We start from the raw sequence: 22,635 nt of genomic DNA, 5'->3' as shown, positions 1-22,635 counted from the left end.
CGGTCCTGGGTCCCGGTCCTGGGGCCCGGTCCTGGGGCCCGGTCCTGGGGCCCGGTCCTGGGGCCCGGACGCCGGGTGGCGGGTGCCGGGTGGCGGGCGCCGGGGGCGCTCCGCGACGCCTACTCCCACGAGCTTGCCCGAGCCGTAGGGGCGCCCCCGTTCAGCCCGTAGGTGCGGGCGGCCTGACCCGTGGTCCAGCCCGGCTCGCGGTCGGGAGGAGGCATACTCGTTGCCCGGCCCCGTTCTTCCGCCTCGGCGCGGGGAGGGGGCGGGGGCGATACGGGTACCTGCACGCTCGAACTCGGGGGCACGGGGATGAGATTGTTGGTTTTGGGGCTTTTGCCGGACTTTCAAGTTCTCAAGGAAAACCGGGTGTTGCCCGACTAACGTTGCAGGTCAGGAAGGGTGGTCCCCGCGCACGCGGGGGTGGTCCCGACCGGGAAGCGAAGGAGGTCGCGTGAGCCGCTGTGGTCCCCGCGCACGCGGGGGTGGTCCTCCCGGTACGCGTCCCTGGGGTCCGCCGATTCGGTGGTCCCCGCGCACGCGGGGGTGGTCCCACGGCTACCGCCCTTGCAGGGTCTTGGTGATGGTGGTCCCCGCGCACGCGGGGGTGGTCCCCCCGACGTGAGCGACGCTCCCCGCCCACAGCCGTGGTCCCCGCGCACGCGGGGGTGGTCCTTTCACGTCCCATGTTTTCTTACGTAGACAGCAGTGGTCCCCGCACCCGCGGGGTGACGTGGCAGGCGGCCTCGATGCGTTCGGCGGCGGCGGGCTGAAGGAACCGGGGCGGCGGTAGTCGTCGGCAGGGTCAAGCTGGACGGACGGGGAGAAGGCGGCGAGGGCGGAGGCGCCGGCCGGGCACGGGGAGGTGACCGGTCGGTGTCGGTCGCCGACGGGCCGGGCGAAGGGCCTCGGTACGCTCGCAGGATGCCGACCGCGCAGCCGCGCCCACCCGCCGCCCCTCGGACCGACCACCAGGCCGACCACCAGGCCGTTCGCCCGGCCGTCTGTCCGGGCACCGCCCCCCCGCCCGCCGGGGGCCGGGACGACGCCTGCCCGGGTGCGCTGCGACTGCACTCCGCCGACGACGGGGCACTCGCCCGGGTACGGATGCCCGGCGGGGTGCTGACCGTCGCCCAGGCGGAGGGGCTGGGGGCCGCCGCGGAGCGGTGGGGCGACGGCGAGCTGCACCTCACCTCGCGGGGCAACGTCCAACTGCGGGGGTTGGACGAGGGCTGCGGGGCGGGGCTGGCGGCAGCCCTGGACGCGGCGGGGCTGTTGCCCTCCGCGGCGCACGAACGGGTGCGGAACGTCGTCGCCTCGCCGCTGTCCGGGCTGGACGGTCTCGGGCACCGGGCCGTCGGGGCGTGGCTGCGCGAGCTGGACGATCTGGTGTGCGCGAGCGGGCGGACGCCCGCGCTGTCGGGACGGTTCCTGTTCGCGGTGGACGACGGGCGGGGCGACACCGAGGCGCTGGAACCGGACATCGCCCTGGTCGCCGGAGCGGAAGGCACCGCGACCGTCCGCATCGGCGCGGGCCCGGACCGTACCGTCCTGGCCGTGCCCGCGGAGGCGGCGCCCCGGGTCGCCGTGCACGCCGCGGAGGCGTTCCTCGTCGCGGCCGAGGCCGCCCGGGCCGGGGGTGCCGAGCGGGTGTGGCGGGTCGGTGAACTGCCCGGTGGGGCCGGGGCCGTCCGGGCGCTCGCGCTCGACACCGTCCGCCGGGCCGGGGTCGGCGACCTCGTCGACGTCACCGAACTCGCCGACTCGTCCGCCGCCTCCGGAGAGATCGCCGCGCGCGGGCGGGTTCCGGTCGCCGGGGTGCTGCCCGGGGGGCTCAGCGTGCTCGTCCCGTTGGGGCGGCTCGCCCCGCACCAGTGGTCGGCGCTGCTGGAGGCCGCGGCCGGGTCCGGGGGCGAGCTGCGGCTGACGCCGTGGCGCGGGGTGGTGGTGCCCGGTGCGGGGGCCGTCGAGTCGGCCGCCCTCGCCGCGACCGGGCTGGTCACCGCGCCGGACGGGCCCTGGGAAGGGGTCACCGCCTGCGTCGGGCGGCCCGGCTGCGCCAAGTCGTTGGCGGACGTCCGGGCCGACGCCGCCGCCACCGTGCGCACCGTCCCGGACGCCGCCCTGCCGGCGCACGGGGCAAACGCCCTGCCGGTGCACTGGTCGGGGTGCGACCGCCGGTGCGGGCGGCCCCGCGGCGACCGGGTCGACGTGGTCGCCACCGGCACCGGATACCAGGTCAGCGCGGTGCGCGGGGGGACGGTGCGGGGCACCTCGGTGACGGAAGCCGCAGCGCTCGCGACTACCGTTGCGGCGGCACGGGCAGGACGATGAGGCACCGGGGACCCGGAGGACGGGTCCCGCACCCGCCGGGGAACGGACCGGACCGGTGCCCGCCGGGAAGGTGCCGGTCGGCCCTGCCGGGAGGGGGGCCGGTGCCGTGCCCGCCGGGCAACGGGCCCCGCGCCCGCCGAGTGACCAGTGATGGACGAGCGAGCCGAGAGGGCCGACAGAGCAGTGTTCGACTACGAGAAGGACGGGGCGGAGATCTACCGCCAGTCCTTTGCCACCATCCGCGCCGAGGCGGACCTGTCCGGGCTGCCGGCCGACGTCGCCCGGGTCGCGGTCCGGATGATCCACGCCTGCGGCATGGTCGACCTGGTCCGTGACCTGGCCCACTCCCCCGGTGTGGTGGCCCGCGCCCGTGCGGCGCTGCTCGCCGGGGCGCCGATCCTGTGCGACGCCAACATGGTCGCCAGCGGGGTGACCCGCAAGCGGCTGCCCGCCGACAACGAGGTGCTGTGCACCCTGTCCGACCCGGCGGTGCCCAAGTTGGCCGCCGAGCTGGGCACCACCCGCAGCGCCGCCGCGCTGGAGCTGTGGCGGGACAAGTTGGAAGGTTCCGTGGTCGCGGTGGGCAACGCGCCGACCGCGCTGTTCCGGTTGCTGGAGATGGTCCGCGAGGGCGCTCCGCGCCCGGCGGCGGTGATCGGGGCGCCGGTCGGCTTCATCGGCGCCGCCGAGTCGAAGGACGCCCTGGCCGCCGACCCGTCCGGGTTGGAGTACCTGGTGGTGCGGGGGCGGCGGGGCGGCAGCGCCATGGCCGCCGCCGCGCTGAACGCCATCGCGAGCGAGGAAGAGTGAGCATGGACAGCGGCACGGGCACGGGCACGGACAGCGGCACCGGCAGCGACACCGGCGCGAGCACCGACACGGCGACCGGACGGCTGTACGGGGTGGGGCTGGGGCCCGGGGACCCGTCGCTGATGACGGTGCGGGCCGTCGAGGTGATCGCCGCGGCGGACGTGGTGGCGTACCACAGCGCCCGGCACGGGCGGTCGATCGCCCGCTCGATCGCGGCCCGGCATCTGCGCGAGGACCACATCGAGGAACGTCTGGTCTACCCGCTGACCGTCGAGACCACCGACCATCCCGGCGGCTACCGCGGGGCGATGGACGAGTTCTACGAGGAGGCCGCGGCCCGACTCGCCGCGCACCTGGACGCGGGGCGGGACGTCGCCGTCCTCGCCGAGGGCGATCCGCTGTTCTACGGCTCCTACCAGCACATGCACAAGCGGTTGGCGCACCGCTACCCGACCGAGGTGGTGCCCGGGGTGACCTCGGTCAGCGCCGCGGCGGCCCGCCTGGGCACCCCGCTGGTGGAGGCCGAGGAGGTGCTGACGATCCTGCCGGGCACGCTGCCCGAGGAAGAGTTGACGGCACGGCTCGCCGCCACCGACTCGGCGGTGGTGATGAAGCTGGGCCGCACCTTCGGCAAGGTGCGCCGCGCCCTGGACGCCTCCGGCCGGCTGGCCGAGGCCCGCTACGTGGAGCGGGCCACCATGGCGGGCGAGCGCACCGCGGAACTCGCGGAGGTCGCCGAGGACTCCGTCCCCTACTTCTCGGTGGCCGTGCTGCCGAGCCGGATCGACGCCGAACGGCCGGCGCGGGAGCGCGGCGAGGTCGTGGTGGTGGGCACCGGCCCGGCCGGCCCTCGGTGGCTGACGCCCGAGTCGCGGGGCGCCCTCGCCGACGCCGACGACCTCGTCGGCTACACCACCTACCTGGCGCGGGTGCCGCACCGCCCCGGCCAGGTGCGGCACGGCTCCGACAACCGGGTCGAGTCCGAGCGCGCCGAGTTCGCGCTGCAACTCGCCGCCCGCGGGCGGAAGGTCGCCGTGGTCTCCGGCGGCGACCCGGGGGTGTTCGCCATGGCCACCGCCGTGCTGGAGGTGGCCTGCGAGGACGCCTACCGGGACGTGCCGGTGCGGGTGCTGCCCGGGGTGACGGCCGCCAACGCGGCGGCGGCCCGGGCCGGCGCCCCGCTCGGCCACGACTACGCCACCGTCTCGCTGTCCGACCGGCTGAAGCCGTGGGAGGTCATCGCCGAGCGGCTGCACGCGGCGGCCCGCGCGGACCTGGTCCTCGCCCTCTACAACCCGGGCTCCCGCGCCCGCACCTGGCAGGTCGGCAAGGCCCGGGAACTGCTGCTGGAGCACCGCGCCCCGGACACCCCGGTGGTGGTCGCCCGGGACGTGGGCGGCGAGGGCGAACGGGTGCGGATCGTCAGCCTCGCCGACCTCGACCCGGCCGAGGTCGACATGCGCACCCTGCTGCTCGTCGGCTCCTCGCAGACCCGGCGGGTGCGGCGCGGTGACGGCGCCGGGGGCGAGACCGTGGTGTGGACGCCCCGCCGCTACCCCGAGGCGTGAGGGCGTGACCGGTACGGGGCCGGGCCCGCGGCCGGCCGCGGTTCAGCGCCGTCCGCGCACCCAGCGGGCGGCCTCCTCCGGCCCCGTCACCAGCGGCACGCCCGCGGGCACCGGCGGGCGGCGCACGATCACCACGGGCACCCCCGCCTCGCGGGCCGCGGTCAGCTTGGGCGCGGTGGCGGGCCCGCCGCTGTCCTTGGTGACCAGGACGTCGACGCGGTGCGCGGCGAGGAGTCCGCGCTCCCCGTCCAGGGTGAACGGGCCCCGGTCCAGCAGCACCTCGCAGCGCGGCGGAACGGGCGGCTCGGGCGGGTCGACCGAGCGCACCAGGAACCAGAGCCGGTCCAGTTCCGGGGTGCCCGTGAACGCGGCCAGGCCCATCCGGCCGGTGGTGAGGAACACCCGCTCGCCGAGGCCGGGCAGCAGGGCTGCGGCCGCGGCCAGCGAGTCGACGGGGTGCCAGTCGTCGCCGGGCACCGGCCGCCACCCGCCTCGGCGCAGCGCCACCAGCGGCACCCCGGTCGCGGCGGCCGCCGCGGCGGCGTGGAAGCTCATCCGCCCGGCGAACGGGTGCGTGGCGTCCACCAGCACGTCCACCCGCTCGGCGCGCAGCCACTCGGCGAGCCCCTCCGCACCGCCGAAGCCGCCGATCCGCACCCGCCCGGGCGGCAGCCGGGGCGCGGCGACCCGTCCGGCCAGCGAGGATGTGACCAGGAGCCCGTCCGCGCTCCGGTCCTCCCCGGTGAGCAGGGCGGCGAGGCGGCGGGCCTCCGCCGTCCCGCCCAGGATCAACACGTGCACGGAACCGGACTCCCCTCATGACCACTGACCACCCGGACACGGGCACCGCGGGCGAAGGCGTCGCCGGCGGGCGCGGAGCCCAACTCAAGCACACCGGTCTGCGCCCCGGCTGGACGACCGGCGCCTGCGCCACGGCCGCCACGACCGCCGCGTACACGGCACTGCTCGGCGGCGACTTCCCCGACCCGGTGACGATCACCCTGCCCCGCGGCCAGACCCCGTCCTTCGCCCTGGCCGTGGAGGAGCGGGCCCCGGACGGCACGGCGACGGCCGGGGTGGTGAAGGACGCCGGCGACGACCCCGACGTCACCCACGGGGCGCTGGTGCGGTCCACGGTGCGGCTGCTGGAGCCGGGCGCCGGGGTGGTGTTCCGGGCGGGCCCCGGCGTCGGCACCGTCACCCGCCCCGGGCTGCCGCTGCCGGTCGGCGAACCCGCGGTCAACCCGGTCCCGCGGCAGATGATCCGCGAGCACGTGGCCCGGGTCGCCGAGCGGTACGGCGCCGGCGGCGACGTCGAGGTCACCCTCTCCGTCGACCACGGCGAGGAACTCGCCCGCTCCACCTGGAACCCGCGGCTCGGCATCCTCGGCGGCCTGTCCATCCTCGGCACCACCGGCATCGTCGTGCCCTACTCCTGCTCCGCCTGGATCGACTCCATCCGCCGCGGGATCGACGTGGCCCGGGCCGCCGGCCGTAGCCACGTCGCCGCCTGCACCGGCTCCACCTCCGAGCGCACCGTCACCGAGCTGTACGGACTCCCCGAGGACGCCCTGCTCGACATGGGCGACTTCGCCGGCGCGGTCCTCAAGTACCTCCGCCGTCACCCCGTCGACCGGCTCACCGTCTGCGGTGGCTTCGCCAAGTTGTCCAAACTGGCCGTGGGCCATCTGGACTTGCACTCGGCTCGCTCCCAGGTGGACAAGTCGTTCCTCGCCTCCCTCGCCGCCGAGACCGGCGCCGACCCCGCCCTCACCGAAGCGATCGCCACCGCCAACACCGGCCTCGGCGCCCTCCGCCTGGCCGAGGCCGCCGCGGTGCCGCTCGGCGACCTGGTCGCCGCCGCCGCCCGGGGCGAGGCCCTGACCGTGCTGCGCGGCGCCCCGGTCCGGGTCGACGTGGTCTGCATCGACCGGGCCGGGGCGGTCGTGGGACGGGCGGGGACGGCCCCGTGACCGTCGCCCCGCGGGCCGCGAGGGGCTGCTGAGCGCAGGGGGCCGGCGGGGACGGACCGGCTCAGATGCCGTGCGTCGCCAGGCAGAAGGGGTGACCCGCCGGGTCCAGGAGCACCCGCCACGCCTCGGGGTTCGGCTGGAAGTCAGGCAGGACGGCGCCCAGGGCGAGCATCCGCTCCTGAGCGGCGTCCAGATCCTCGACGCCCAACTCCAGGTGGGCCTGCTTGCTGTGGGCGGGGTCGGGCCAGACGGGAGGGCGGAAGCCGGACTGACGGAGGAAACCGAGCCCCGGGGCTCCCTCCCGCCCCAGCAGGACGTAGTCGTCACTACGGTGGATCACCGGCAGGTCCAGCGCACTGCCGTAGAAACGGGCCAGCTCGGCCGGGTCGGGACAGTCGAGGTCGAAGGACAGCAGACGGATCTTCGGGTTGCTCATGGCACCGGACCGTAGGCCCTGACCCTGACAGGAACGGTCCTGGTTGCCCGTCCGGCATACTGCGGAAACTGTGATCAGGACCTCTTCCCGTCTGCTGCGCCTGGTGTCGCTGCTGTCCGCGCGCCCCGAATGGACCTGCCGCGAACTGGCAGAACGCATGGACGTCACCGACCGGACCATCCGCCGGGACATCGCCCGGCTGCGGGAGCTGGGCTACGGGATCGACTCCGTGCCCGGCCCCTGGGGCGGCTACCGGCTCGGCCCCGGCGCCCGGACGCCACCCCTGGTCCTGGACGACGAGGAGGCCCTGGCCGTCGCCGTCGCCCTGCGGGAAGCCGCGCTCAACGGGGTCCTCGGGACCGGACAGGCCGCCCTCTCCGCGCTCCTCAAGCTCCGCCAGAGCCTGCCCGCACACCTGGCCGGGCAGTTGAACGCGCTGGACGGGACCCTCGAACACACCCCCCGCACCGGCGCACCGCAGATCGACCCGCTCCTGCTGCTGGAGCTGGCACGGGCCTGCCGCAGCACCCTGCGCGGCACCCTCTCCTACCGGGACCACGCCGGCCGCGCCTCCGTGCGGACCGTGGACCCCTACCGCCTGGTCCACACCGGCCTGCGCTGGTACCTGGTCGCCCGGGACGTCGCCAAACGGCAGTGGCGCACCTTCCGCGCCGACCGGGTGGTGAGCCTGCGCCTCACCGACGAACCGGCCGACCTGACCGATCCGCCCGACGCCGTGGCACTGGTCTCCCGGGGCATCGCGAGCGTCACCTACCCCGTGTACACCACGATCCGCCTCCCGCTCCCCCTGGAGCAGGCCCTGCGGGTGGTTCCCCCCACCATCGGCACCCACCGCCCCGACGGCCCCGAAGCCACCGTGGTCGAGATCGGCGGCAACAGCACCGCCTGCCTCACCACCTACCTCCTCGGCCTGGCCACCCCGCTCACCGTGCTGTCCCCGGACGAGGTGCGCCAGGCACTGAACCAGCACGCCCGCTCGCTCCTGGCGGCCAACCGCTGACGGCGCCGGCGGCCGGGGACGGCAGCGCGCCGGCGTGGTCCCCGGGCCGGGGGGTGACCCGGGGAGCCTCCGCCGTCATCGGGTCCGGTGGCGGGTCAGTGGTCCTCGGTGATGGTGGTGGCGATGCCGTTGCGGATGACGACCGTGGCGCCGAAGCCCTTCTTGGCGGCCTTCTCCAGTTCGGCTTCGTAGCACTGGGTGCCGCCCTGGCCGCCCTCCCCGGTGTTGCTGTCCCCGCAGACGATGCCGTAGCCCCAGATCATGGTCTCCTCGGAGAGGAGGAACTGCTGCTCGACGCCCTTCAGGTCGGAGACGGTGTACTTGCCGGGGGCCAGGTAGGAGACGTTGCCGAACCAGGTTCCGTTGACGCCCTTGCCCTTGTTGATCCCCTCGATCACGGTGTCCCGGGAGCCGGACCCGGAGGACGAGCCGGAACCGGAGGACGAGCCGGACCCGGAGCTGCCGGAGCCCGAGCTCCCGGTGGAGCCCGAGGTGCCGGAGCCAGGGGTGCCGGAGCCCGAAGAGGCCGAGCCCGGGGTGCCGGTGTCCTTCCGGGCGGGGCGCCGCTCGGTCACCAGGGTCGCGATGCCGTTCCGCATCTCCACGTCGGCGTTCACGGCGCCCTTCTTCGCGGCCGCTTCCAACTGGTCGAGCGTGCAGGGCGCGTCGACCCTGGAGCCGGCGTCCCCGCAGACGACTCCGGCGCCGTAGACCTCGGTGTCGTTCGACACCAGGAACTGCTGGTCGGTCCTGCCCGGGACGGCCACGAGGTACTTGCCCGGGGCGAGCAGGGTGACCCGGCCGTTCGTGAACGAACCGCTGACGCCCGTCCCCTTCTTGGCGTTCGCCGCGTTCTCCGCCGCGGGAGTGGCGGCGGGAGCCCCCGCGCCCCTGTCGGTGGACCCGTCGCCCGAGTCGTTCTGGCAGGCGGTCATCAGCAGCACGGTGCCGATCGCGGCGGCGGTGACGGCGGTACGGCGCAGACGGCGGTTCAGCACGGGGTTCCCCCAACGGTGTGTGTGCGGTGCGGACGGAGCGGGCCACCGGACCGTGCCGGCCCGTCGCCCCCTTCTGACCGTGAAGAGGGCGTCCGCAGCGGACCGGTCGCACCGGTGATTCCCTCAAGACACCGCTGTGGCACGCCCGTTACCGCGCAACAGCCGTGTTCCGGAGGCGGACCGGCCCCGTGTCCGCCTTGCGCACGGAGCGCCGGCCGGGCTCCGGCCGGTCGGCGGGTCGGCAGCCGGCGGGATCACGTGCCGAGGCGCGGATAGTCGGTGTAGCCGCGTTCGGTGCCGCCGTAGAAGGTGGTGCGGTCGGGCGTGTTGTAGGGGCCTCCGGCGGCGAACCTGGCGGGCAGGTCGGGGTTGGCGATGAAGAGGGCGCCGTAGGAGATCATGTCGGCGGCGCCGTCCTCGATCAGGGACAGCGCCTCGGGGCCGGTGGGGGCGGAGCCGGTGTGGGGGTTGAGGACGAACGTTCCGGGCCAGTCCTTGCGGAGCTCTCGGGTCAGTTCGGGGTCTTCGCCCTCGACGAGGTGGAGGTAGGCGAGTCCGAGGGTGCCGAGCCGGGCGGTAAGCGCCGGGTAGACGTCGTGAGGGGCGGCCTCGGCGATGTCGTTGAAGGTGTTGCCGGGGGACAGCCGGATGCCGACCCGGTGTGCTCCGACGGCGGAGGCCACCGCGGCGGCGACCTCGACGGCGAACCGGATCCGGGCGGTGCCCGGGCCACCCCATCCATCGGTGCGCAGGTTGGTGTTGTCGGCCAGGAACTGGTGGACGAGGTAGCCGTTGGCCCCGTGTATCTCGACACCGTCGAAGCCGGCCGCGATGGCGTTGCGGGCCGCGGAGGCGAAGTCCTGCACGGTCTCTCTTATCTGACTGTCCGTCATTTCTCTGGGAACCGGGAACGTCTGGGGTCCGGCGTGGGTGTGGAGCGTGCCCGGGGCGGCGACCGGGGAGGGTGCGAGCGGGGGCAACCCGTCCGGGCGCAGGCTCGGGTGGCCGATGCGGCCGGTGTGCATCAGCTGCGCGTAGACGGTGCCGCCGCGGCGGTGCACGGCGTCGGTGACCGGCTTCCACGCCTCGACCTGTTCCGGGGAGTGGAGGCCGGGGGTGTCCGGGTAGCCCTGGCCCGTGGCCGAGGGTTGGGCCCCCTCGGTGACGATCAGCCCGGCGGTGGCTCGCTGTGCGTAGTAGGTCGCCATGGCCGGCGTGGGGGTGGCGCCCGGGCCGTAGGCACGGCTGCGGGTCATGGGGGCCATGACGATGCGGTTGGCCAGGGGCCTTCCGCCGAGGTCGATGGGGTCGAACGCCGTGGTCATGGGCGCTTGTTCCTTTCGTTGAGGGCCGGTGGGCGCTGACGGTGGGCGAGGGGCCAGCGGAGGCCGGTGGATCGGGTGGGGGCCGGTCGGTGTCAACGGCCGGGGGCGACGGTCCCGAGGAAGTCCTCGACGAGGGAGAGGACCGTCAGGGGTGCCTCGTCGATCAGGTAGTGCCCGTGGTCGGAGAGGGTCTCCAGCCGTGCGTCGGTCAGGTGCCGCGACCAGGTGGCTTCCAGGTACTCCGGGGGCGCGGTGGTGTCGCGGCCACCGGCGATGGCCAGCGAGGGGGTGCTCAGTCCGGCGAGTTCGCCGTGGAAGTCACCGTCCGACCAGGCGGCGAGGTATCCGGCGTAGGCCTCGGGCGTCGAGCGCTCGACCGACCGCGCGGTCATGGCGTCGAGCCAGCGCCCGGACAGGGGACGTCCGGTGCCGCCCGCGATGATGGCCCGGCGGGCCCCGGGGTCGTGGGTGGAATCCGCCAGGAACCGGCGGGCGTCCGCCTCCAGGGGGACGGCGGAGGCGGCGATCGGCGCGATGCCGACCACGGCGCGGACCCGGTCGGGGGTGTCGGCGAGCGTGCGGAGCGCGGCCTTTCCGCCCATGGAGGCGCCGATCAGGGAGAAGGCGTCCCAGCCGAGGCGGTCCGCGACCGCCCGGACGTCCCGGGACACCTCGGCGAAGTCGTACTCCCCCGAGAGGTGTCGGGACGCGCCGAAGCCCCGGAGGTCGACGAAGGCGTAGGTGAACTCGTCCTCGTTCAGATGGGGCCACAGGGGAGACCACGAGGTGCGGTCCCCGAACCATCCGTGCAGTGCGATGACATGGTGTTCGCCGCTGCCCCGGACTTCGCACTCGATCATGTTGTCCTACCTCCGTCGGTACGCGTCCTCATCCGGTCGTTCGCGTGGTCGACGCACTCGTGGGCACCAGGCACACGACCGCCCCGCCACCGACCGTGGTACGCAATGCATCGTACTATGAGATTCTTCGTACTACGAGAGGCGTCGTATCATGGCGGGGAAGCGAGGGAGAGGAGCCGGACCGTGACCGACCGAGGTGCCCGTGCGCGAGCCATTGCGCATCCCGCACGCGAGGAACTCGTCCTCACCGGCGTCCTGCACGCGCTCGCCGACCCCATGCGGCTCCAGGTGGTGCGCCGTCTCGACCGCAGCGAACTCCCGATGGCCTGCGCGGCCCTCGAACTGCCCGTCTCCAAGGCGACCACCACCCACCACTTCCGGGTCCTGCGGGAGGCGGGCGTCATCAGACAGCGTTACGAGGGCACCGCGCGCCTCAGCGAACTCCGCGTCGACGACCTCGAAGCCCGCTTCCCCGGCCTCCTCGCCGCCGTCCTCCGGGCGGCGGACCGGACGCCGGCGGCACCGTCTCCCCGTGACACCGACGGCACGCCGGGATGAGCTTCCGACTGGCGGCGTACGCCGTGTGCATCGAGGACGGACGGGTGCTGCTCGTCCGGTGCGTGCAGCCGGGGGGCGGGAGCGTGTGGACCCTGCCGGGCGGCCGGGTCGAACACGGGGAGGACCCCTTCGACGCGGTGGTCCGGGAGGTGGCCGAGGAGACCGGCTGCACCGCGGCGGTGGAGCGACTGTTGGGCGTGGACTCGCGGCTGATCCCCGCGGCCGAGGCGAGGGCGGGGGCCCTGCACCAGAACGTCGGCGTCTTCTACCGGGTCCGCATCACCGGCGGCCGGTTCCGGCCGGAGCCGAACGGCGCTGTCACCGAAGCCGCGTGGACCCCGTTCTCCGAGGTCGCCGACGTGTGCCGGTCGTCGCTGGTCGACGTCGGCCTCGCCCTGGCGCGGACGCTGCCGACGACCGGCCACGTCCCGCCCGTCCCGGTCGGCGGCCTGGTCCAGCACTGATCCGGCCGACGGAGACCGGGGCCGGTCGACCGGATGCGTGCCCGTACCGGCGGGTCGACGCGCCCCGTCCGCTCCGCCCCGGGGAGCGGTACGGAGACGGCCGGCCCGTCGTCGCACGCGGCCCGCCCCGCTGACCACCCCCGAAGCCCCCGCGACCCGACGGATACAGTGCGGCGGTGACGTCCGAAGCCCCCCGCCCCCACCCCGTGGGACCCTCCGACCCCACCGCCCCCGTGCCCCCCACGTCCCCCGTGGCCCTGGTCGGCATCGGTGCGGACGGTTGGCCGGGCCTGCCCGAGGCGGCCCGGACGGTGCTGCGCGCCGCCGAGGTGGTCCTCGGTGCGCCGCGCCAGCTCGACCTGTTGCCGGCGGCCGAGTGCACGGGCGCGCGGGTGCCCTGGCCGTCCCCGTTGCGGCCCGCGGTGCCCGGGCTGCTCGCCGCCCACGCCGGGCGCCGCCTCGCGGTGCTGGCCAGCGGTGACCCCATGTTCCACGGCATCGGCCGGGCCCTCGTCGAGTCGGTCGGCCCGACCGGGCTGGACGTCCACCCGCATCCGTCCTCCGTCTCGCTGGCCTGCGCCCGGCTGGGCTGGCCGGTCGAGGACACCGACGTGGTCAGCGCGGTGGGGCGGCCCGTGGAGCGGCTCGCCGCGGTGCTGCACCCGGGGCGCCGGGTGCTGGTGCTGAGCGCCGGTGCGGACGGGCCGGCGGCCGTGGCCGCGCTGCTGCGGGACCGCGGCTTCGGGCCGAGCACGGTGCGGGTGCTGGAACGGCTCGGCGCCCCCGACGAGCACCTGACCGACGGGGAGCGGGCCGAGAGCTGGGCGCGACCGCCCGGCGCCGCACTGAACGTCGTGGCCGTGGAGTGCGAGCGGGCGCCGGACGCCGTGCCCTTGGGCACCGTGCCCGGGCTGCCCGACGACGCCTACGCGCACGACGGGCAACTCACCAAGCGCCACGTGCGGGCCGCGACCCTCGCCGTCCTCGCGCCCGAGCCCGGCGAACTGCTGTGGGACGTGGGCGGGGGGTCGGGGTCCCTGGCGATCGAGTGGCTGCGCGCCCACCCGGCCTGCCGGGCGGTGAGCGTGGAACGGGACCCGGAGCGTGCCGCACGCATCGCCCGCAACGCGCGGACCCTGGGCGTGCCCGGCCTGCGCGTGGTGACCGGCGCGGCACCCGCCGCACTGGACGGGCTGCCGGCGCCGGACGCGGTGTTCATCGGCGGCGGCCTCACCTCCGCCGGGCTGCTGGACCGCTGCTGGCAGGCGCTCGGGCCGGGCGGACGGCTGGTCGCCAACACGGTGACCCTGGAGTCCGAGGCGCTGCTCGTCGAGGCCCGCCAACGGTACGGCGGCGACCTCGTCCGGTTGGCCGTGGCGCACGCGGTGCCAGTGGGCCGGTTCACCGGCTGGCGTCAGGCGATGCCCGTCACCCAGTGGGCGGTGCGCAAACCCCCGGCCCGACAGACGCAGCAGGCACCACACGACAAGGGAGACGGCGCATGACCGTGTACTTCATCGGCGCGGGCCCCGGGGCCGCCGACCTGATCACCGTGCGGGGCGCCCGGCTGCTGGGCTCCTGCGGCGTGTGCCTGTACGCGGGCAGCCTGGTGCCCCGGGAACTGCTGGCCGAGTGCCCGCCGCAGGCCCGGCTGGTCGACACCGCCGACCTGACCCTGGACGAGATCACCGGGGAACTGGTGCGGGCGCACGCCGACGGCCGGGACGTGGCGCGGCTGCACTCCGGCGACCCGTCCGTGTTCAGCGCGGTCGCCGAGCAGATGCGGCGGCTGGACGCGGCGGGCGTGCCGTACGAGATGGTGCCGGGGGTGCCCGCGTTCGCCGCCGCCGCGGCGGCGCTGGGACGGGAGTTGACGGTGCCGACGGTGGGCCAGACCGTGGTGCTGACCCGCATCGCTCAGCGGGCCACCCCCATGCCGCCCGGCGAGGACCTGGCGACGCTCGGCCGCAGCGGTGCACTGCTGGTGGTGCACCTCGCGGCCCGGTACGCGGACCGGGTGGTCGCGGAACTCCTCCCCCACTACGGCGCGGACTGCCCCGCCGCGGTCGTGGCCTACGCCAGCCGCCCGGAGGAGGTGGTGCTGCGCGGGCCGCTGTCCGGCATCGCCGAGCAGGTCCGCGCGGCGGGCGTGCTGCGCACCGCGGTGATCATCGTGGGGCGCACCCTGGGCGCCGAGCAGTTCCCGGACAGCTACCTCTACTCCGCGGACCGGGACCGTTCGGCCTGCTGAGCCCGGCGGTGCGTCGGCGAGGTGACCCGCCCCCGGACGCGGCGCGTGGCGACGGGTCCGGCGGCGCCCCGCGGCCGTACGGTCGAACCCGCACCGAGGAGGGTTCCCCATGCGCGACGTGACCTATTCGATGAGCGTCTCCCTCGACGGCTACGTCGTCGGGCCGGACGGCGGCTTCCAGTGGACGGCGCCCGACGCCGAGGCCTTCCGCCTCGCCGTCGACGAGACCCGCGGGGTGGGCGTCCACCTGTTGGGTCGGCGGCTGTACGAGTCGATGCTGTACTGGGAGGACGACGACCGGGTGCACTCCTCGGACCCGACGGAGCGCGAGTGGACCGCGCTCTGGAACCCGCTGCCGAAGGTGGTGTTCTCCACCACGCTGCCGGCGGTGCGGGGCAACGCCCGGCTGGCCACCGGCAGCGTGGCGGAGGAGATCGAGCGGTTGCGGGCCGAACCCGGGGAGGGCGACATCGCGATCGGCGGCGCGACCCTCGCCGCCGCGGCCGCGGACCTGATCGACGAGTACCGGATCAGGGTCTACCCGGTGCTGGTCGGCGGAGGCACCCCGTTCTTCCCGCACGAGGAGCGTCGGGTGGACCTGGACCTCGTGGAGACCCGCGCCGTCGGTCCGCAGGTCGTCTACCTCCGCTACCGGGTGGCGCGCTGAGCGGCGCCCCTCCGGTCCGGGCGGGTTCCGGACCTCCCGCCGGGTCAGTCCGCGACGATCCCCGCCCGGCGCGCCGCGACCAACCACCGGGGGAACTCGGCCAACAGCCGGTCGTAGAGGTCCGCGTCGGAGAGGCTCTTCGGCGCCGGGCCGGCCGCGAAGAACCCCGCGTTGTCCACGATCCTGCGGGACGGCACGGGGAGTTCGTCGAGCCTGCGCAGGAACCGGAACTCGTCCTCGCCGAAGCCGACGAACTGCCAGAAGACCGGCAGCTTCGCGGAGGTGCACAGGACGTGCTCGGCCGCCGCCTTGGAGGACGGCGAGCCGTCCGTCTGGAAGACCACGAAGGCCGGGGCCCCCGCCCCCGAATCCCGGTGGTGGTCGATGACCGCCTGCATGGCGACGTGGTAGTTGGTGCGCCCCATGTGTCCCATCGAGGCGTGCAGGGGTGAGATCCGGTCCCGGTAGGCGTCGAGGCTGATCTCAGCCGTGCCGTCGACGTCCGTGGAGAAGAAGACCACCGGCACCACCCCGTCGTCGTCGAGGTTCGCCGCCAGGGCGAGGGTGCGCTCCGCCAGGTGCTGGACGGAACCGTCGCGGTAGAGCGGGCGCATGCTCCCCGAGCGGTCCAGCACCAGGTACACGGCGGCGCGCTGGCCACTGCCGACCCGGTTCTTGACCAGGGAGACCGCAGCCGTCTCGTAGACGCCGACCAGGGCGGGGGCCATGGTGGCGACCTTCTCCAGGCTGACCCCGGCGGTGCCCGCGGCCCCCTTCCGGTAGTCGATACGGGGGCGCTTGCGGTAATCGATGGCCATACGGCGGAATGGTTCACCAACAGGGCTTGTTCCGAAGGCCGTTTACCCAACCGTTGTCCCGTTCCCGGGGGACGGCCGCCCGGGCCGCCCGGCCGGGACGACCTCCCGGTCCGCGTCGACCGGGCCAACATCGTGCCCGTGCCACCGACCGTCGACACCCTCACCCGGCAAGATCGCCACCATGGTGTGAACCCTCCCCGGTACCACTCCCGCCGACGGGCTCCGGCTCCCTAGGGTGCCGCTTGACGTCGCCCTCCCGGCGAGCCGGCGAACCCGTACGAGGAGACAACTTCCATGCCCAACACCGTCGTTGACATCTGGGGACCGATCTCCCCCGGGGCCCCTGCCTCCTACCCCTCCGCGCCTGAGCCGCACGAGGAGTGGTCGCTCGCCGGTGGCACGGCCTGGGTCTTCTACAGCCCGCTCAACCGCCGGCAGCTCGTCCGGCCGGTCATCCTCTCCGACGGGTTCTCCGGCGGGTCGAGCAACCTCGACCAGCTCTGGAACGGCCTGGAGGAGAACGGGGAATTCCGCTTCATCTCCGAACTCCACGCGACCGGCCGGGACGTGATCGTCCTCGGCTACGACGACCGCACGGCGTCGATCACGGACAACGCCGACACCGTCATCGACTGCATCCGCCGCGCCCTGTCCGAGCGGGTGGGCCGGTCGAAGCTGGTGGTGGGCGGGTTCAGCATGGGCGGGCTGGTCACCCGCTACGCGCTGGCCAAGATGGAGCAGGACCCGGGCCTGCCCGACCACGAGACCTCCCTCCACCTCTCCTACGACACCCCGCACGAGGGCGCCTGGTTCCCCGTCTCCATCCAGGGCTTCGCCCACTTCGCGACGGACAAGTTCGGCGACGACCCCGTCGCGGGCCCCGTACTGCGCCAGTTCTCCGCCCTGCTCAACAGCCCCGCCGCGAAGCAGATGGCACGTTGGCACCTCCAGAAGGTCGACGACACCGCGGAGGCGGCGCCGGAGCGGGTGGCGTTCCTCCAGGCACTCGAAGAGCTCGGCGGATGGCCGCGCGCCGTCCGCAAGATCGGTGTCGCCAGCGGCGTGGACACCGGAACCGGCAACGGGGTCGCGCCCGGTGCGACCGCCGTCCGGGGCAACGGCCGGACCCTGCTGGACACCTGGCTCAAGACCCAGGCCCGGGGCGACCAGGAGGTCGCCCGGCTCCAGAAGGCCGGCGAGGAGCCCGTCCTCGTCCGGACCAACGGACTGCCCGAGGTCGACGGGGCCCCCGGCGGCCTGTTCAGCGCCCCCTCCCCGGAGGGCGACCCCGGCAACTTCGGCCTGGCCGCGCTCCTCATGACCCTCCTCGGCAACGAGGTGGACGCGGACCGCATCGCCACCTCCTGTTTCATCCCCAGCATCAGCGCCGTCGCCGCCGGTGACATCAACGGCCAGGAGGCGCTGTACCAGCCGATCGCGCCGGACCGGAGCGCGCTCGACGCCTTCCTGTGCGCCAGCCGCAACGAGGGCCACACCCGCATGACCGAGGAACTCGGCGCCTGGATCGTGAACGAGATCGTCAGCAGCAGCTGACGCCCGGTACGCCCGGGGCCGGACCACGGCCCCGGGCGCCCGTTCGGCCCGCCCGCCCCGGGCGCCCGCTCAGCCCACCTCGCCGTACTCCGCGACCTGCCGGAAGTGGACCAGCACGTCGAAGGTCCGCCCGAGGGCCACGTCCCGCAGCACGTCCGCCGGATCGCCCGAGTACCCGGAGGGCACCACGAACATGGGCCGGGCGGTGTCCAGCCAGGCGCCCGCGGCGCCGTCCCGCCGGACGCGGCGGAGGTCCACGTAGTAGTCGCGGTGGCGCACCCGGTCGAGCAGGTGCTCGTTGCTGCCGGGCGCGGCCGGGCCGGTGGAGAAGACGCCGAAGCGGAGGGCGTTCACGTCGAAGGCGCGGTAGCGGGCCTGGTGGACGGAGGTCGCCACGGCCAGGTACCGCTCGCCCACCGCCTCCCGCAGGAACTCGCCCTGGACGCGGGGGTGGGTGTCCCGGTACGGGGTGCGGTGGCCGAGGTGCGCGTTGTGCGCGGAGACCACGATCCGGTCGCCGGTCCACCGCTGCCACCACACCGTGTGTGCGGCCATCGCCCGGTCCCGGTGGAGATTGGCCCGGGCCTGCCGCGCCGGGTCGGGGTCGCCGGCACCCAGTGCGTACACCGTCGCCGTGTCCGCGATGACCCTCGCCTCCTGGAGGGTCCACGGGTCCGCCCCGGGTTCCCGTTCCAGCAGGGCGTGCGCGGCCCGGGCGTCCCGGGCGATCGTCTCCAGTGCGGTGACGGGCTTGGCGGCCAGGGCCTCGACCCGCTCGCCCATCCCCCGGGGCAGCGCCAGCAAGGATGCGTACAGTCGGCGCAACTCGACGCCCAGAGCCGGTCGTTGGGCATCCGCCCAGGCCAGCACCCGAGCGTACTGGGCGTGGTTGACGTCGTTCACGTCGTTGCCCACCACCCGGAGCCTGCGGTCCGGCGCCACGGTGCGGTTGTGGTCGCGCATCCAGGCGAAGAGGCGCAGGAACTCGGCGTTGTTCCAGTCCGCGTAGCTCCCCTGGAACTCCTCGCGCATGATCCGGCGCAGATCGCCCTCCCCGGTGCGCACGTAGCGGTCCAGGAGGACCCCCGAGGACCAGGAGGTCTCCAGGGCGAAGGCCCGGAACCCCCGGGCGGCGACCAGCTGCCGGAAGATCCGGTCCTTGAGCTGGAACAGTTCCTTCGACCCGTGGGTGGCCTCCCCGACCCCGACGATGTCGGCCTTGCCGACCATCCGCACCAGGTGCGCCAAGTCCCCTGCCAGGGCGTCGGGTTCGGCGGTCGTCAGCGGATGGGCGCGGCGCTCCAGGGCGGCGACCACCGCCCGTTCCTCGCCCGCTCCCGCGGCGATCGGGTGGGCGGCGGGGACGGGCTGCGCCCCGGTCGCGGCGACGACGGGGCCGGTCAGCACGCTCGACACGGTCGCGGCGGCGAGCAGGACGGCGGCGAGCCGGGGGAAGGACCGAACGGAATCCCCGCGTACGGGACGCATCGGGCGGACGGAGGGCGTACGGGTGCGCACGGCGGCATCTCCTCGTGGGTGGGTGTCGATTCGCTCGACGGGCGTCATCGGCCCGGCAGACGAAGGCAGTTGGACGGCTCGACCCCGGTGTCCCCTCGCTCCGGCGGCCGCCGCCCCCTCATCGTGACCGTCCGCCGTACCCGCGAAGAAGACGCACCCGCCTCAGCAACCGCTAAGTTCTGCTCATGCACGTGGTCACGGTCCTCCTCGCGGACGGCGTCCCGGGACACCAACTCGGCGTTCCCGGTGCCGTCTTCGGTGCCGCAACCCGCGCCGGGGGCCGAGCCCGCTACGAGGTGCGGGCCTGTTCCGCCACCGGCACCGTCACCACCGCCGACCCGACCCTCACCCTCACCACGCCCTGGGGCCCGTCGGCCCTGGCGGACGGGGCCGGCACCGTCCTCGTCACCAGCCCCGGCGACCACCTGGCGCCACCGCCGCCCCGGGTCACCGACGCCCTGCGGGCCGCCGCTGCCCGGGGCTGCCGCATGACGGCCGTCGGCACCGGCACCTTCACCCTGGCCGCCGCCGGCCTCCTCGACGGCCGCCGCGCCACCACCTCCTGGCCACACCTCGACGAGCTCGCCCGCCGCCATCCGCGCACCACCGTCGTACCGGTGGGCGACCCCACCGTCGCCGACCCGCCGTTCCACACCGCGCCCGGCCTGTTCGGCGGGATCGACCTGTGCGTGGAGCTGGTCACCGCGGACCACGGGGTGCGGATCGCCGCCCAGGCCATGCGCCAACTCGTCCTCCCCGTCAACGAACAGGTCATCGCGGACGAGACGGAACGGGAACGGGACCTCGCCCGGCACAGCGACCTCACCCCCACCCTGCGCTGGCTGGAGGCCAACCTCCACCGCCCGCTGGCCCTCGCCGACCTGGCCGCCCACGCCAAGATCAGCGTCAGCACCCTCACCCGCCGCTGCCGCGCCCAGACCGGCCTGCCCCCGCTGCGCTACCTGCTGCGCGCCCGCCTCCACCAGGCCCAACTCCTCCTGGAGAACACCAACACCCCCGTCGAGCAGATCGCCGCCCGCACCGGCTTCGGCTCCCCCGCCAACCTCCGCCACCACTTCCACCGCCTCACCGGCACCGGCCCCCGCGCCTACCGGGCCGCCTTCCGCCGGGCGGTCGCCACGGTCGTACCCCCGCCACCGGAGGAGCCCGACTGACCGTCTCCACCGGCAGATTGACGATCGCCGGCGCCAGAACCGCGAAGGCGGACCACTGGCGGCACGCCCCTTCACCAGCCGCGCCGGCCCGCCGCCCGCCGGCCCACCGCCCCCGGGCGACGCCCCAACGGGACGGGCGCCCGACCGGGACACACCCCGGCCGAGCGCCCGCCACCCCACCACGTCACGTCAACCGGTCGTGCGCCCCTCCCCCGCCGCGTACCCCACGAACGCCGCCCAGGTCCCCGCGCCGACCACCAGCGCGGGCCCCCGCTTGGCCTTCGAGTCCCGCACCCCCACCCGGGGGTGCACCACCGCCACCTCCACGCAGTTGTTGCCGGTGTCACCGGAGTGGGAGGACTTGAACCAGTTGCCCTCGGGGGCGAAGAGGGCGGCCACCTCCACACAACTGTTGCCGGTGCCGCCGGAGTAAGAGGACTTGAACCAGGCCGATTCAGGGGCCACCTCGGTGGCCGACAGATATGTAGTAATGGCTCCGCTACCTTCTCGCTAGTTCCTTGACGAAGGTGATGGTGTCCTCCACCCCGAGGGCGAGACCAACCATCGCGTCGAACCGCCGGGTGAAGCGTTCGATCTCACGAGGCTTGTCCGAGGAGGACATCGCGCCCCAGGCGTTGTCCGTCTGCACCCGGGTGGGCAGGCCACCGCCCAAGCGCAGGATCGCGAAGTCGTGGTGGGAGCGGTACCCGCGGCGGAAGGGCAGCACCTGGACTGAGACCTGGTCCAGCCCCGCGAGCTGGACGATCTCCTCGTACTGCTCGCGCATCACCTCGTCGTCCCCGACCGGAACGCGCAGCGCTGCCTCCCCCAGGATGACCCGGAGCCGGATCGGCTCCTCCCGCTCCAGCACGCGTCGCTTGCGCTCCATCCGGAGCTCGACGTTCCGCCGGACGAACTCGGCGGTGGTGTCCTCCACCGGGCGACCCGTCTCGTACAGCGCCTTGGCATAGGCCGGGGTCTGGAGAACGCTGTACACCACGGTCGGGTGGTACGCCGTGATGGCCACCGCCTCCGCCTCCAGACCGACGAAGTGCGGCATGCCGGGCGGCATGAAGCTGCGGTAGCCGGTCAGCCAGTCCTCGTTGGGGGTCTCGCGGTTCAGCTCGACCAGTTCGTCCACCAGGTCCTGGTCGGTGACCCCGTACCGCTTCAGGAGGGTACGGAGGTTGCCCACGTTGCGACGGAAGTTGAGTTCGCCCTTCTCGATCCGGGCGAGGGTCGCCTCGGACAGGTCGGGGAGCCCCCGGACCGCCTCGCGCCGGGTCATGCCCTTGGCGCCGACCCGTTCGACCCCCGGGCAGTTCTCCCTCAACTGCCTCAGCTGAATGCCCAATTCGAGACGTCGTCCGGACGCCCCTCGTTTGGCTCCCACCGTGCACCCTCCTGTGAGCTTCGTGCGGGTCCAGTATCGCCCCGCGACGGTCGATCGCACCCCTGCGCGGTCGGCCGGGTTCCCTGAGCACACGGGCGCATAGTCCATTTCGACACCCGTGCTGGTTAATCACCGGTGGCACGGTTGCGAACCAAACCAGCGGCACACCAGGCTAGTTGGTGGACGAGCGCAAAGCGTCCCGGTTGGGCCCTTCCACACCCGTGCGCCTGCCTCGCGCTCCCGCACGCCCACCCTCCGGAGGTTTCACGTGCCCGTCGTTCCCCCGCTCCCCTCCTCCCCGTCGACCCCGTCGACCGCCGGCCGCGCCCCGTCCGTCCACCCCCGCACCGCACCGGAGGAGACGGGCTTCGACGTGACGCTCTCCCGGGTCGGGGCGCGCACGGACGTGGACCGGATGTGGCCCGGGCTGCTGCGGCGGGTGGGGAACACCTGCCTGGACAGTTGGGGAATGGGCGGGGTCCGGGACGACTTCGGCCTGTTGCTCTCGGAGCTGGCCACCAACGGCTTCCGACACGGCGGCGGGCCCACCGTGCGGGTACGGGTGTGGCGGACCGGGCACCGGGTGGGGATCGAGGTGGGCGGCGGCACCCCCCGCCCGCCCTTCGCGGCCCCCGCCCCCGCCTCCCCCTTGGCCGAGGGCGGCCGGGGCCTGCACCTGGTGGGGGCCTTCGCCGACGCCTGGGGCGTCACCCCGGACGGCACCACCACCTGGTGCCTGCTCCCCGACCACCCGCAGGGCGGTGCCGACCGACCGTAGGAGAGGGGAGCGGGGCGGGCGGGGCCCCACCAGCACGACCGACACGCATCCGCGGGTCGCCGACCCGCGCCACCGCGTGACGGAACCCTGTCCTTGCCTGGAGCGGAAAGGCTCCCCGCAGATGCACCGAC

Annotated in this window: 22 protein-coding genes and 1 CRISPR repeat array; of the genes, 13 read left to right on the top strand and 9 right to left on the bottom strand. The window is 74.6% G+C overall.

Annotated elements, in window-relative coordinates; genetic code table 11:
* Positions 1–405: 405 nt before the first annotated feature.
* A CRISPR array of direct repeats spans positions 406–678; the repeat unit is 28 nt; unit sequence GTGGTCCCCGCGCACGCGGGGGTGGTCC.
* Between the two features lie 249 nt (positions 679–927).
* From ABT092_RS03190 to ABT092_RS03180, 3 genes are all read left to right on the top strand, one after another.
* The gene (locus tag ABT092_RS03190; RefSeq protein WP_351239158.1) at positions 928–2,337 is read left to right on the top strand and encodes a ferredoxin-like domain-containing protein; all 1,410 of its coding nucleotides are present in this window, start codon (positions 928–930) and stop codon (positions 2,335–2,337) included.
* Positions 2,338–2,520: 183 nt separating this feature from the next.
* Positions 2,521–3,147 carry a precorrin-8X methylmutase gene (locus ABT092_RS03185; RefSeq protein WP_351239285.1) on the top strand — a complete coding sequence of 209 codons (627 nt, stop codon included), beginning with the start codon at positions 2,521–2,523 and terminating at the stop codon, positions 3,145–3,147.
* A 2-nt stretch (positions 3,148–3,149) separates the two neighbouring features.
* Positions 3,150–4,715 (top strand): precorrin-2 C(20)-methyltransferase, encoded by a 1,566-nt coding sequence (locus ABT092_RS03180; protein ID WP_351239156.1) that lies wholly within the window; start codon positions 3,150–3,152, stop codon positions 4,713–4,715.
* A 42-nt stretch (positions 4,716–4,757) separates the two neighbouring features.
* Here ABT092_RS03180 and ABT092_RS03175 read toward each other — a convergent pair whose 3' ends face one another.
* Complete coding sequence (locus ABT092_RS03175; RefSeq protein WP_351239154.1) at positions 4,758–5,516, bottom strand: cobalt-precorrin-6A reductase; 759 nt, start codon at positions 5,514–5,516, stop codon at positions 4,758–4,760.
* Between the two features lie 17 nt (positions 5,517–5,533).
* On the opposite strand from ABT092_RS03175, the gene ABT092_RS03170 reads away from it, so the two are divergent.
* Positions 5,534–6,688, top strand: a complete 1,155-nt coding sequence (locus tag ABT092_RS03170; protein ID WP_351239152.1) for a cobalt-precorrin-5B (C(1))-methyltransferase — start codon at positions 5,534–5,536, stop codon at positions 6,686–6,688.
* Positions 6,689–6,749: 61 nt separating this feature from the next.
* On the opposite strand, the gene ABT092_RS03165 is transcribed toward ABT092_RS03170, so the two are convergent.
* Complete coding sequence (locus ABT092_RS03165; RefSeq protein ID WP_351239150.1) at positions 6,750–7,124, bottom strand: VOC family protein; 375 nt, start codon at positions 7,122–7,124, stop codon at positions 6,750–6,752.
* Between the two features lie 70 nt (positions 7,125–7,194).
* Between ABT092_RS03165 and ABT092_RS03160 the strand changes: the two genes are divergently transcribed.
* Positions 7,195–8,145 carry a helix-turn-helix transcriptional regulator gene (locus tag ABT092_RS03160; protein WP_351239148.1) on the top strand — a complete coding sequence of 317 codons (951 nt, stop codon included), beginning with the start codon at positions 7,195–7,197 and terminating at the stop codon, positions 8,143–8,145.
* 95 nt (positions 8,146–8,240) lie between these two features.
* Here the strand turns inward: ABT092_RS03160 and ABT092_RS03155 are convergent, their stop codons facing one another.
* The 3 genes from ABT092_RS03155 to ABT092_RS03145 form a co-directional block, all read right to left on the bottom strand.
* Positions 8,241–9,143, bottom strand: coding sequence for a hypothetical protein (locus ABT092_RS03155; RefSeq protein WP_351239146.1), 903 nt, complete (start codon positions 9,141–9,143; stop codon positions 8,241–8,243).
* Between the two features lie 254 nt (positions 9,144–9,397).
* Positions 9,398–10,468: an alkene reductase gene (locus ABT092_RS03150; RefSeq protein ID WP_351239145.1), complete on the bottom strand. Its 1,071-nt coding sequence runs from the start codon at positions 10,466–10,468 to the stop codon at positions 9,398–9,400.
* Positions 10,469–10,560: 92 nt separating this feature from the next.
* Positions 10,561–11,328, bottom strand: coding sequence for an alpha/beta fold hydrolase (locus tag ABT092_RS03145; RefSeq protein WP_351239144.1), 768 nt, complete (start codon positions 11,326–11,328; stop codon positions 10,561–10,563).
* Positions 11,329–11,511: 183 nt separating this feature from the next.
* On the opposite strand from ABT092_RS03145, the gene ABT092_RS03140 reads away from it, so the two are divergent.
* The 5 genes from ABT092_RS03140 (at position 11,512) to ABT092_RS03120 (ending at position 15,268) form a co-directional block, all read left to right on the top strand.
* Positions 11,512–11,886 (top strand): ArsR/SmtB family transcription factor, encoded by a 375-nt coding sequence (locus ABT092_RS03140; protein ID WP_351239143.1) that lies wholly within the window; start codon positions 11,512–11,514, stop codon positions 11,884–11,886.
* Positions 11,883–12,350: an NUDIX hydrolase gene (locus ABT092_RS03135; protein ID WP_351239142.1), complete on the top strand. Its 468-nt coding sequence runs from the start codon at positions 11,883–11,885 to the stop codon at positions 12,348–12,350. Before ABT092_RS03140 ends, ABT092_RS03135 begins: the two co-directional genes overlap by 4 nt.
* 206 nt (positions 12,351–12,556) lie before the next feature.
* Positions 12,557–13,855, top strand: coding sequence for a precorrin-6y C5,15-methyltransferase (decarboxylating) subunit CbiE (gene cbiE, locus ABT092_RS03130; RefSeq protein WP_502968378.1), 1,299 nt, complete (start codon positions 12,557–12,559; stop codon positions 13,853–13,855).
* Positions 13,852–14,601: a precorrin-4 C(11)-methyltransferase gene (cobM, locus tag ABT092_RS03125; protein ID WP_351239141.1), complete on the top strand. Its 750-nt coding sequence runs from the start codon at positions 13,852–13,854 to the stop codon at positions 14,599–14,601. The genes cbiE and cobM overlap by 4 nt, the downstream gene beginning before the upstream one ends.
* A 109-nt stretch (positions 14,602–14,710) precedes the next feature.
* The gene (locus tag ABT092_RS03120) at positions 14,711–15,268 is read left to right on the top strand and encodes a dihydrofolate reductase family protein (RefSeq protein WP_351239140.1); all 558 of its coding nucleotides are present in this window, start codon (positions 14,711–14,713) and stop codon (positions 15,266–15,268) included.
* A gap of 44 nt (positions 15,269–15,312) precedes the next feature.
* On the opposite strand, the gene ABT092_RS03115 is transcribed toward ABT092_RS03120, so the two are convergent.
* The gene (locus ABT092_RS03115) at positions 15,313–16,086 is read right to left on the bottom strand and encodes a vWA domain-containing protein (protein WP_351239139.1); all 774 of its coding nucleotides are present in this window, start codon (positions 16,084–16,086) and stop codon (positions 15,313–15,315) included.
* Positions 16,087–16,380: 294 nt separating this feature from the next.
* Between ABT092_RS03115 and ABT092_RS03110 the strand changes: the two genes are divergently transcribed.
* A complete protein-coding gene (locus ABT092_RS03110; protein ID WP_351239138.1) occupies positions 16,381–17,640 on the top strand; it encodes an esterase/lipase family protein in 1,260 nt (419 codons plus the stop codon).
* Positions 17,641–17,709: 69 nt separating this feature from the next.
* On the opposite strand, the gene ABT092_RS03105 is transcribed toward ABT092_RS03110, so the two are convergent.
* Positions 17,710–19,158 carry an erythromycin esterase family protein gene (locus ABT092_RS03105; protein ID WP_351239137.1) on the bottom strand — a complete coding sequence of 483 codons (1,449 nt, stop codon included), beginning with the start codon at positions 19,156–19,158 and terminating at the stop codon, positions 17,710–17,712.
* 185 nt (positions 19,159–19,343) lie between these two features.
* Between ABT092_RS03105 and ABT092_RS03100 the strand changes: the two genes are divergently transcribed.
* The gene (locus tag ABT092_RS03100) at positions 19,344–20,333 is read left to right on the top strand and encodes a GlxA family transcriptional regulator (RefSeq protein ID WP_351239136.1); all 990 of its coding nucleotides are present in this window, start codon (positions 19,344–19,346) and stop codon (positions 20,331–20,333) included.
* Positions 20,334–20,522: 189 nt separating this feature from the next.
* Here ABT092_RS03100 and ABT092_RS03095 read toward each other — a convergent pair whose 3' ends face one another.
* Both ABT092_RS03095 and ABT092_RS03090 read right to left on the bottom strand, forming a co-directional pair.
* The gene (locus tag ABT092_RS03095; protein WP_351239134.1) at positions 20,523–20,798 is read right to left on the bottom strand and encodes a DUF397 domain-containing protein; all 276 of its coding nucleotides are present in this window, start codon (positions 20,796–20,798) and stop codon (positions 20,523–20,525) included.
* A gap of 34 nt (positions 20,799–20,832) precedes the next feature.
* Positions 20,833–21,726 (bottom strand): helix-turn-helix domain-containing protein, encoded by an 894-nt coding sequence (locus ABT092_RS03090; RefSeq protein WP_351239132.1) that lies wholly within the window; start codon positions 21,724–21,726, stop codon positions 20,833–20,835.
* Between the two features lie 268 nt (positions 21,727–21,994).
* On the opposite strand from ABT092_RS03090, the gene ABT092_RS03085 reads away from it, so the two are divergent.
* The gene (locus ABT092_RS03085) at positions 21,995–22,504 is read left to right on the top strand and encodes an ATP-binding protein (protein WP_351239130.1); all 510 of its coding nucleotides are present in this window, start codon (positions 21,995–21,997) and stop codon (positions 22,502–22,504) included.
* Positions 22,505–22,635 lie beyond the last annotated feature (131 nt).

Source organism: Streptomyces sp. NPDC002490 (genome assembly GCF_040296045.1).
In the GTDB taxonomy this organism is placed as follows: domain Bacteria; phylum Actinomycetota; class Actinomycetes; order Streptomycetales; family Streptomycetaceae; genus Streptomyces.
Note: the sequence above shows the minus strand (reverse complement) of the source record. Positions and strands in the feature narration are given on the sequence as shown.

Coding starts and splice junctions, on each gene's coding strand:
- ABT092_RS03190 (WP_351239158.1), top strand. CDS start 928: ATGCCGACCGCGCAGCCGCGCCCACCCGCCGCCCCTCGGACCGACCAC.
- ABT092_RS03180 (WP_351239156.1), top strand. CDS start 3,150: ATGGACAGCGGCACGGGCACGGGCACGGACAGCGGCACCGGCAGCGAC.
- ABT092_RS03170 (WP_351239152.1), top strand. CDS start 5,534: ATGACCACTGACCACCCGGACACGGGCACCGCGGGCGAAGGCGTCGCC.
- ABT092_RS03165 (WP_351239150.1), bottom strand. CDS start 7,124: ATGAGCAACCCGAAGATCCGTCTGCTGTCCTTCGACCTCGACTGTCCC.
- ABT092_RS03150 (WP_351239145.1), bottom strand. CDS start 10,468: ATGACCACGGCGTTCGACCCCATCGACCTCGGCGGAAGGCCCCTGGCC.
- ABT092_RS03145 (WP_351239144.1), bottom strand. CDS start 11,328: ATGATCGAGTGCGAAGTCCGGGGCAGCGGCGAACACCATGTCATCGCA.
- ABT092_RS03135 (WP_351239142.1), top strand. CDS start 11,883: ATGAGCTTCCGACTGGCGGCGTACGCCGTGTGCATCGAGGACGGACGG.
- cobM (WP_351239141.1), top strand. CDS start 13,852: ATGACCGTGTACTTCATCGGCGCGGGCCCCGGGGCCGCCGACCTGATC.
- ABT092_RS03120 (WP_351239140.1), top strand. CDS start 14,711: ATGCGCGACGTGACCTATTCGATGAGCGTCTCCCTCGACGGCTACGTC.
- ABT092_RS03115 (WP_351239139.1), bottom strand. CDS start 16,086: ATGGCCATCGATTACCGCAAGCGCCCCCGTATCGACTACCGGAAGGGG.
- ABT092_RS03110 (WP_351239138.1), top strand. CDS start 16,381: ATGCCCAACACCGTCGTTGACATCTGGGGACCGATCTCCCCCGGGGCC.
- ABT092_RS03100 (WP_351239136.1), top strand. CDS start 19,344: ATGCACGTGGTCACGGTCCTCCTCGCGGACGGCGTCCCGGGACACCAA.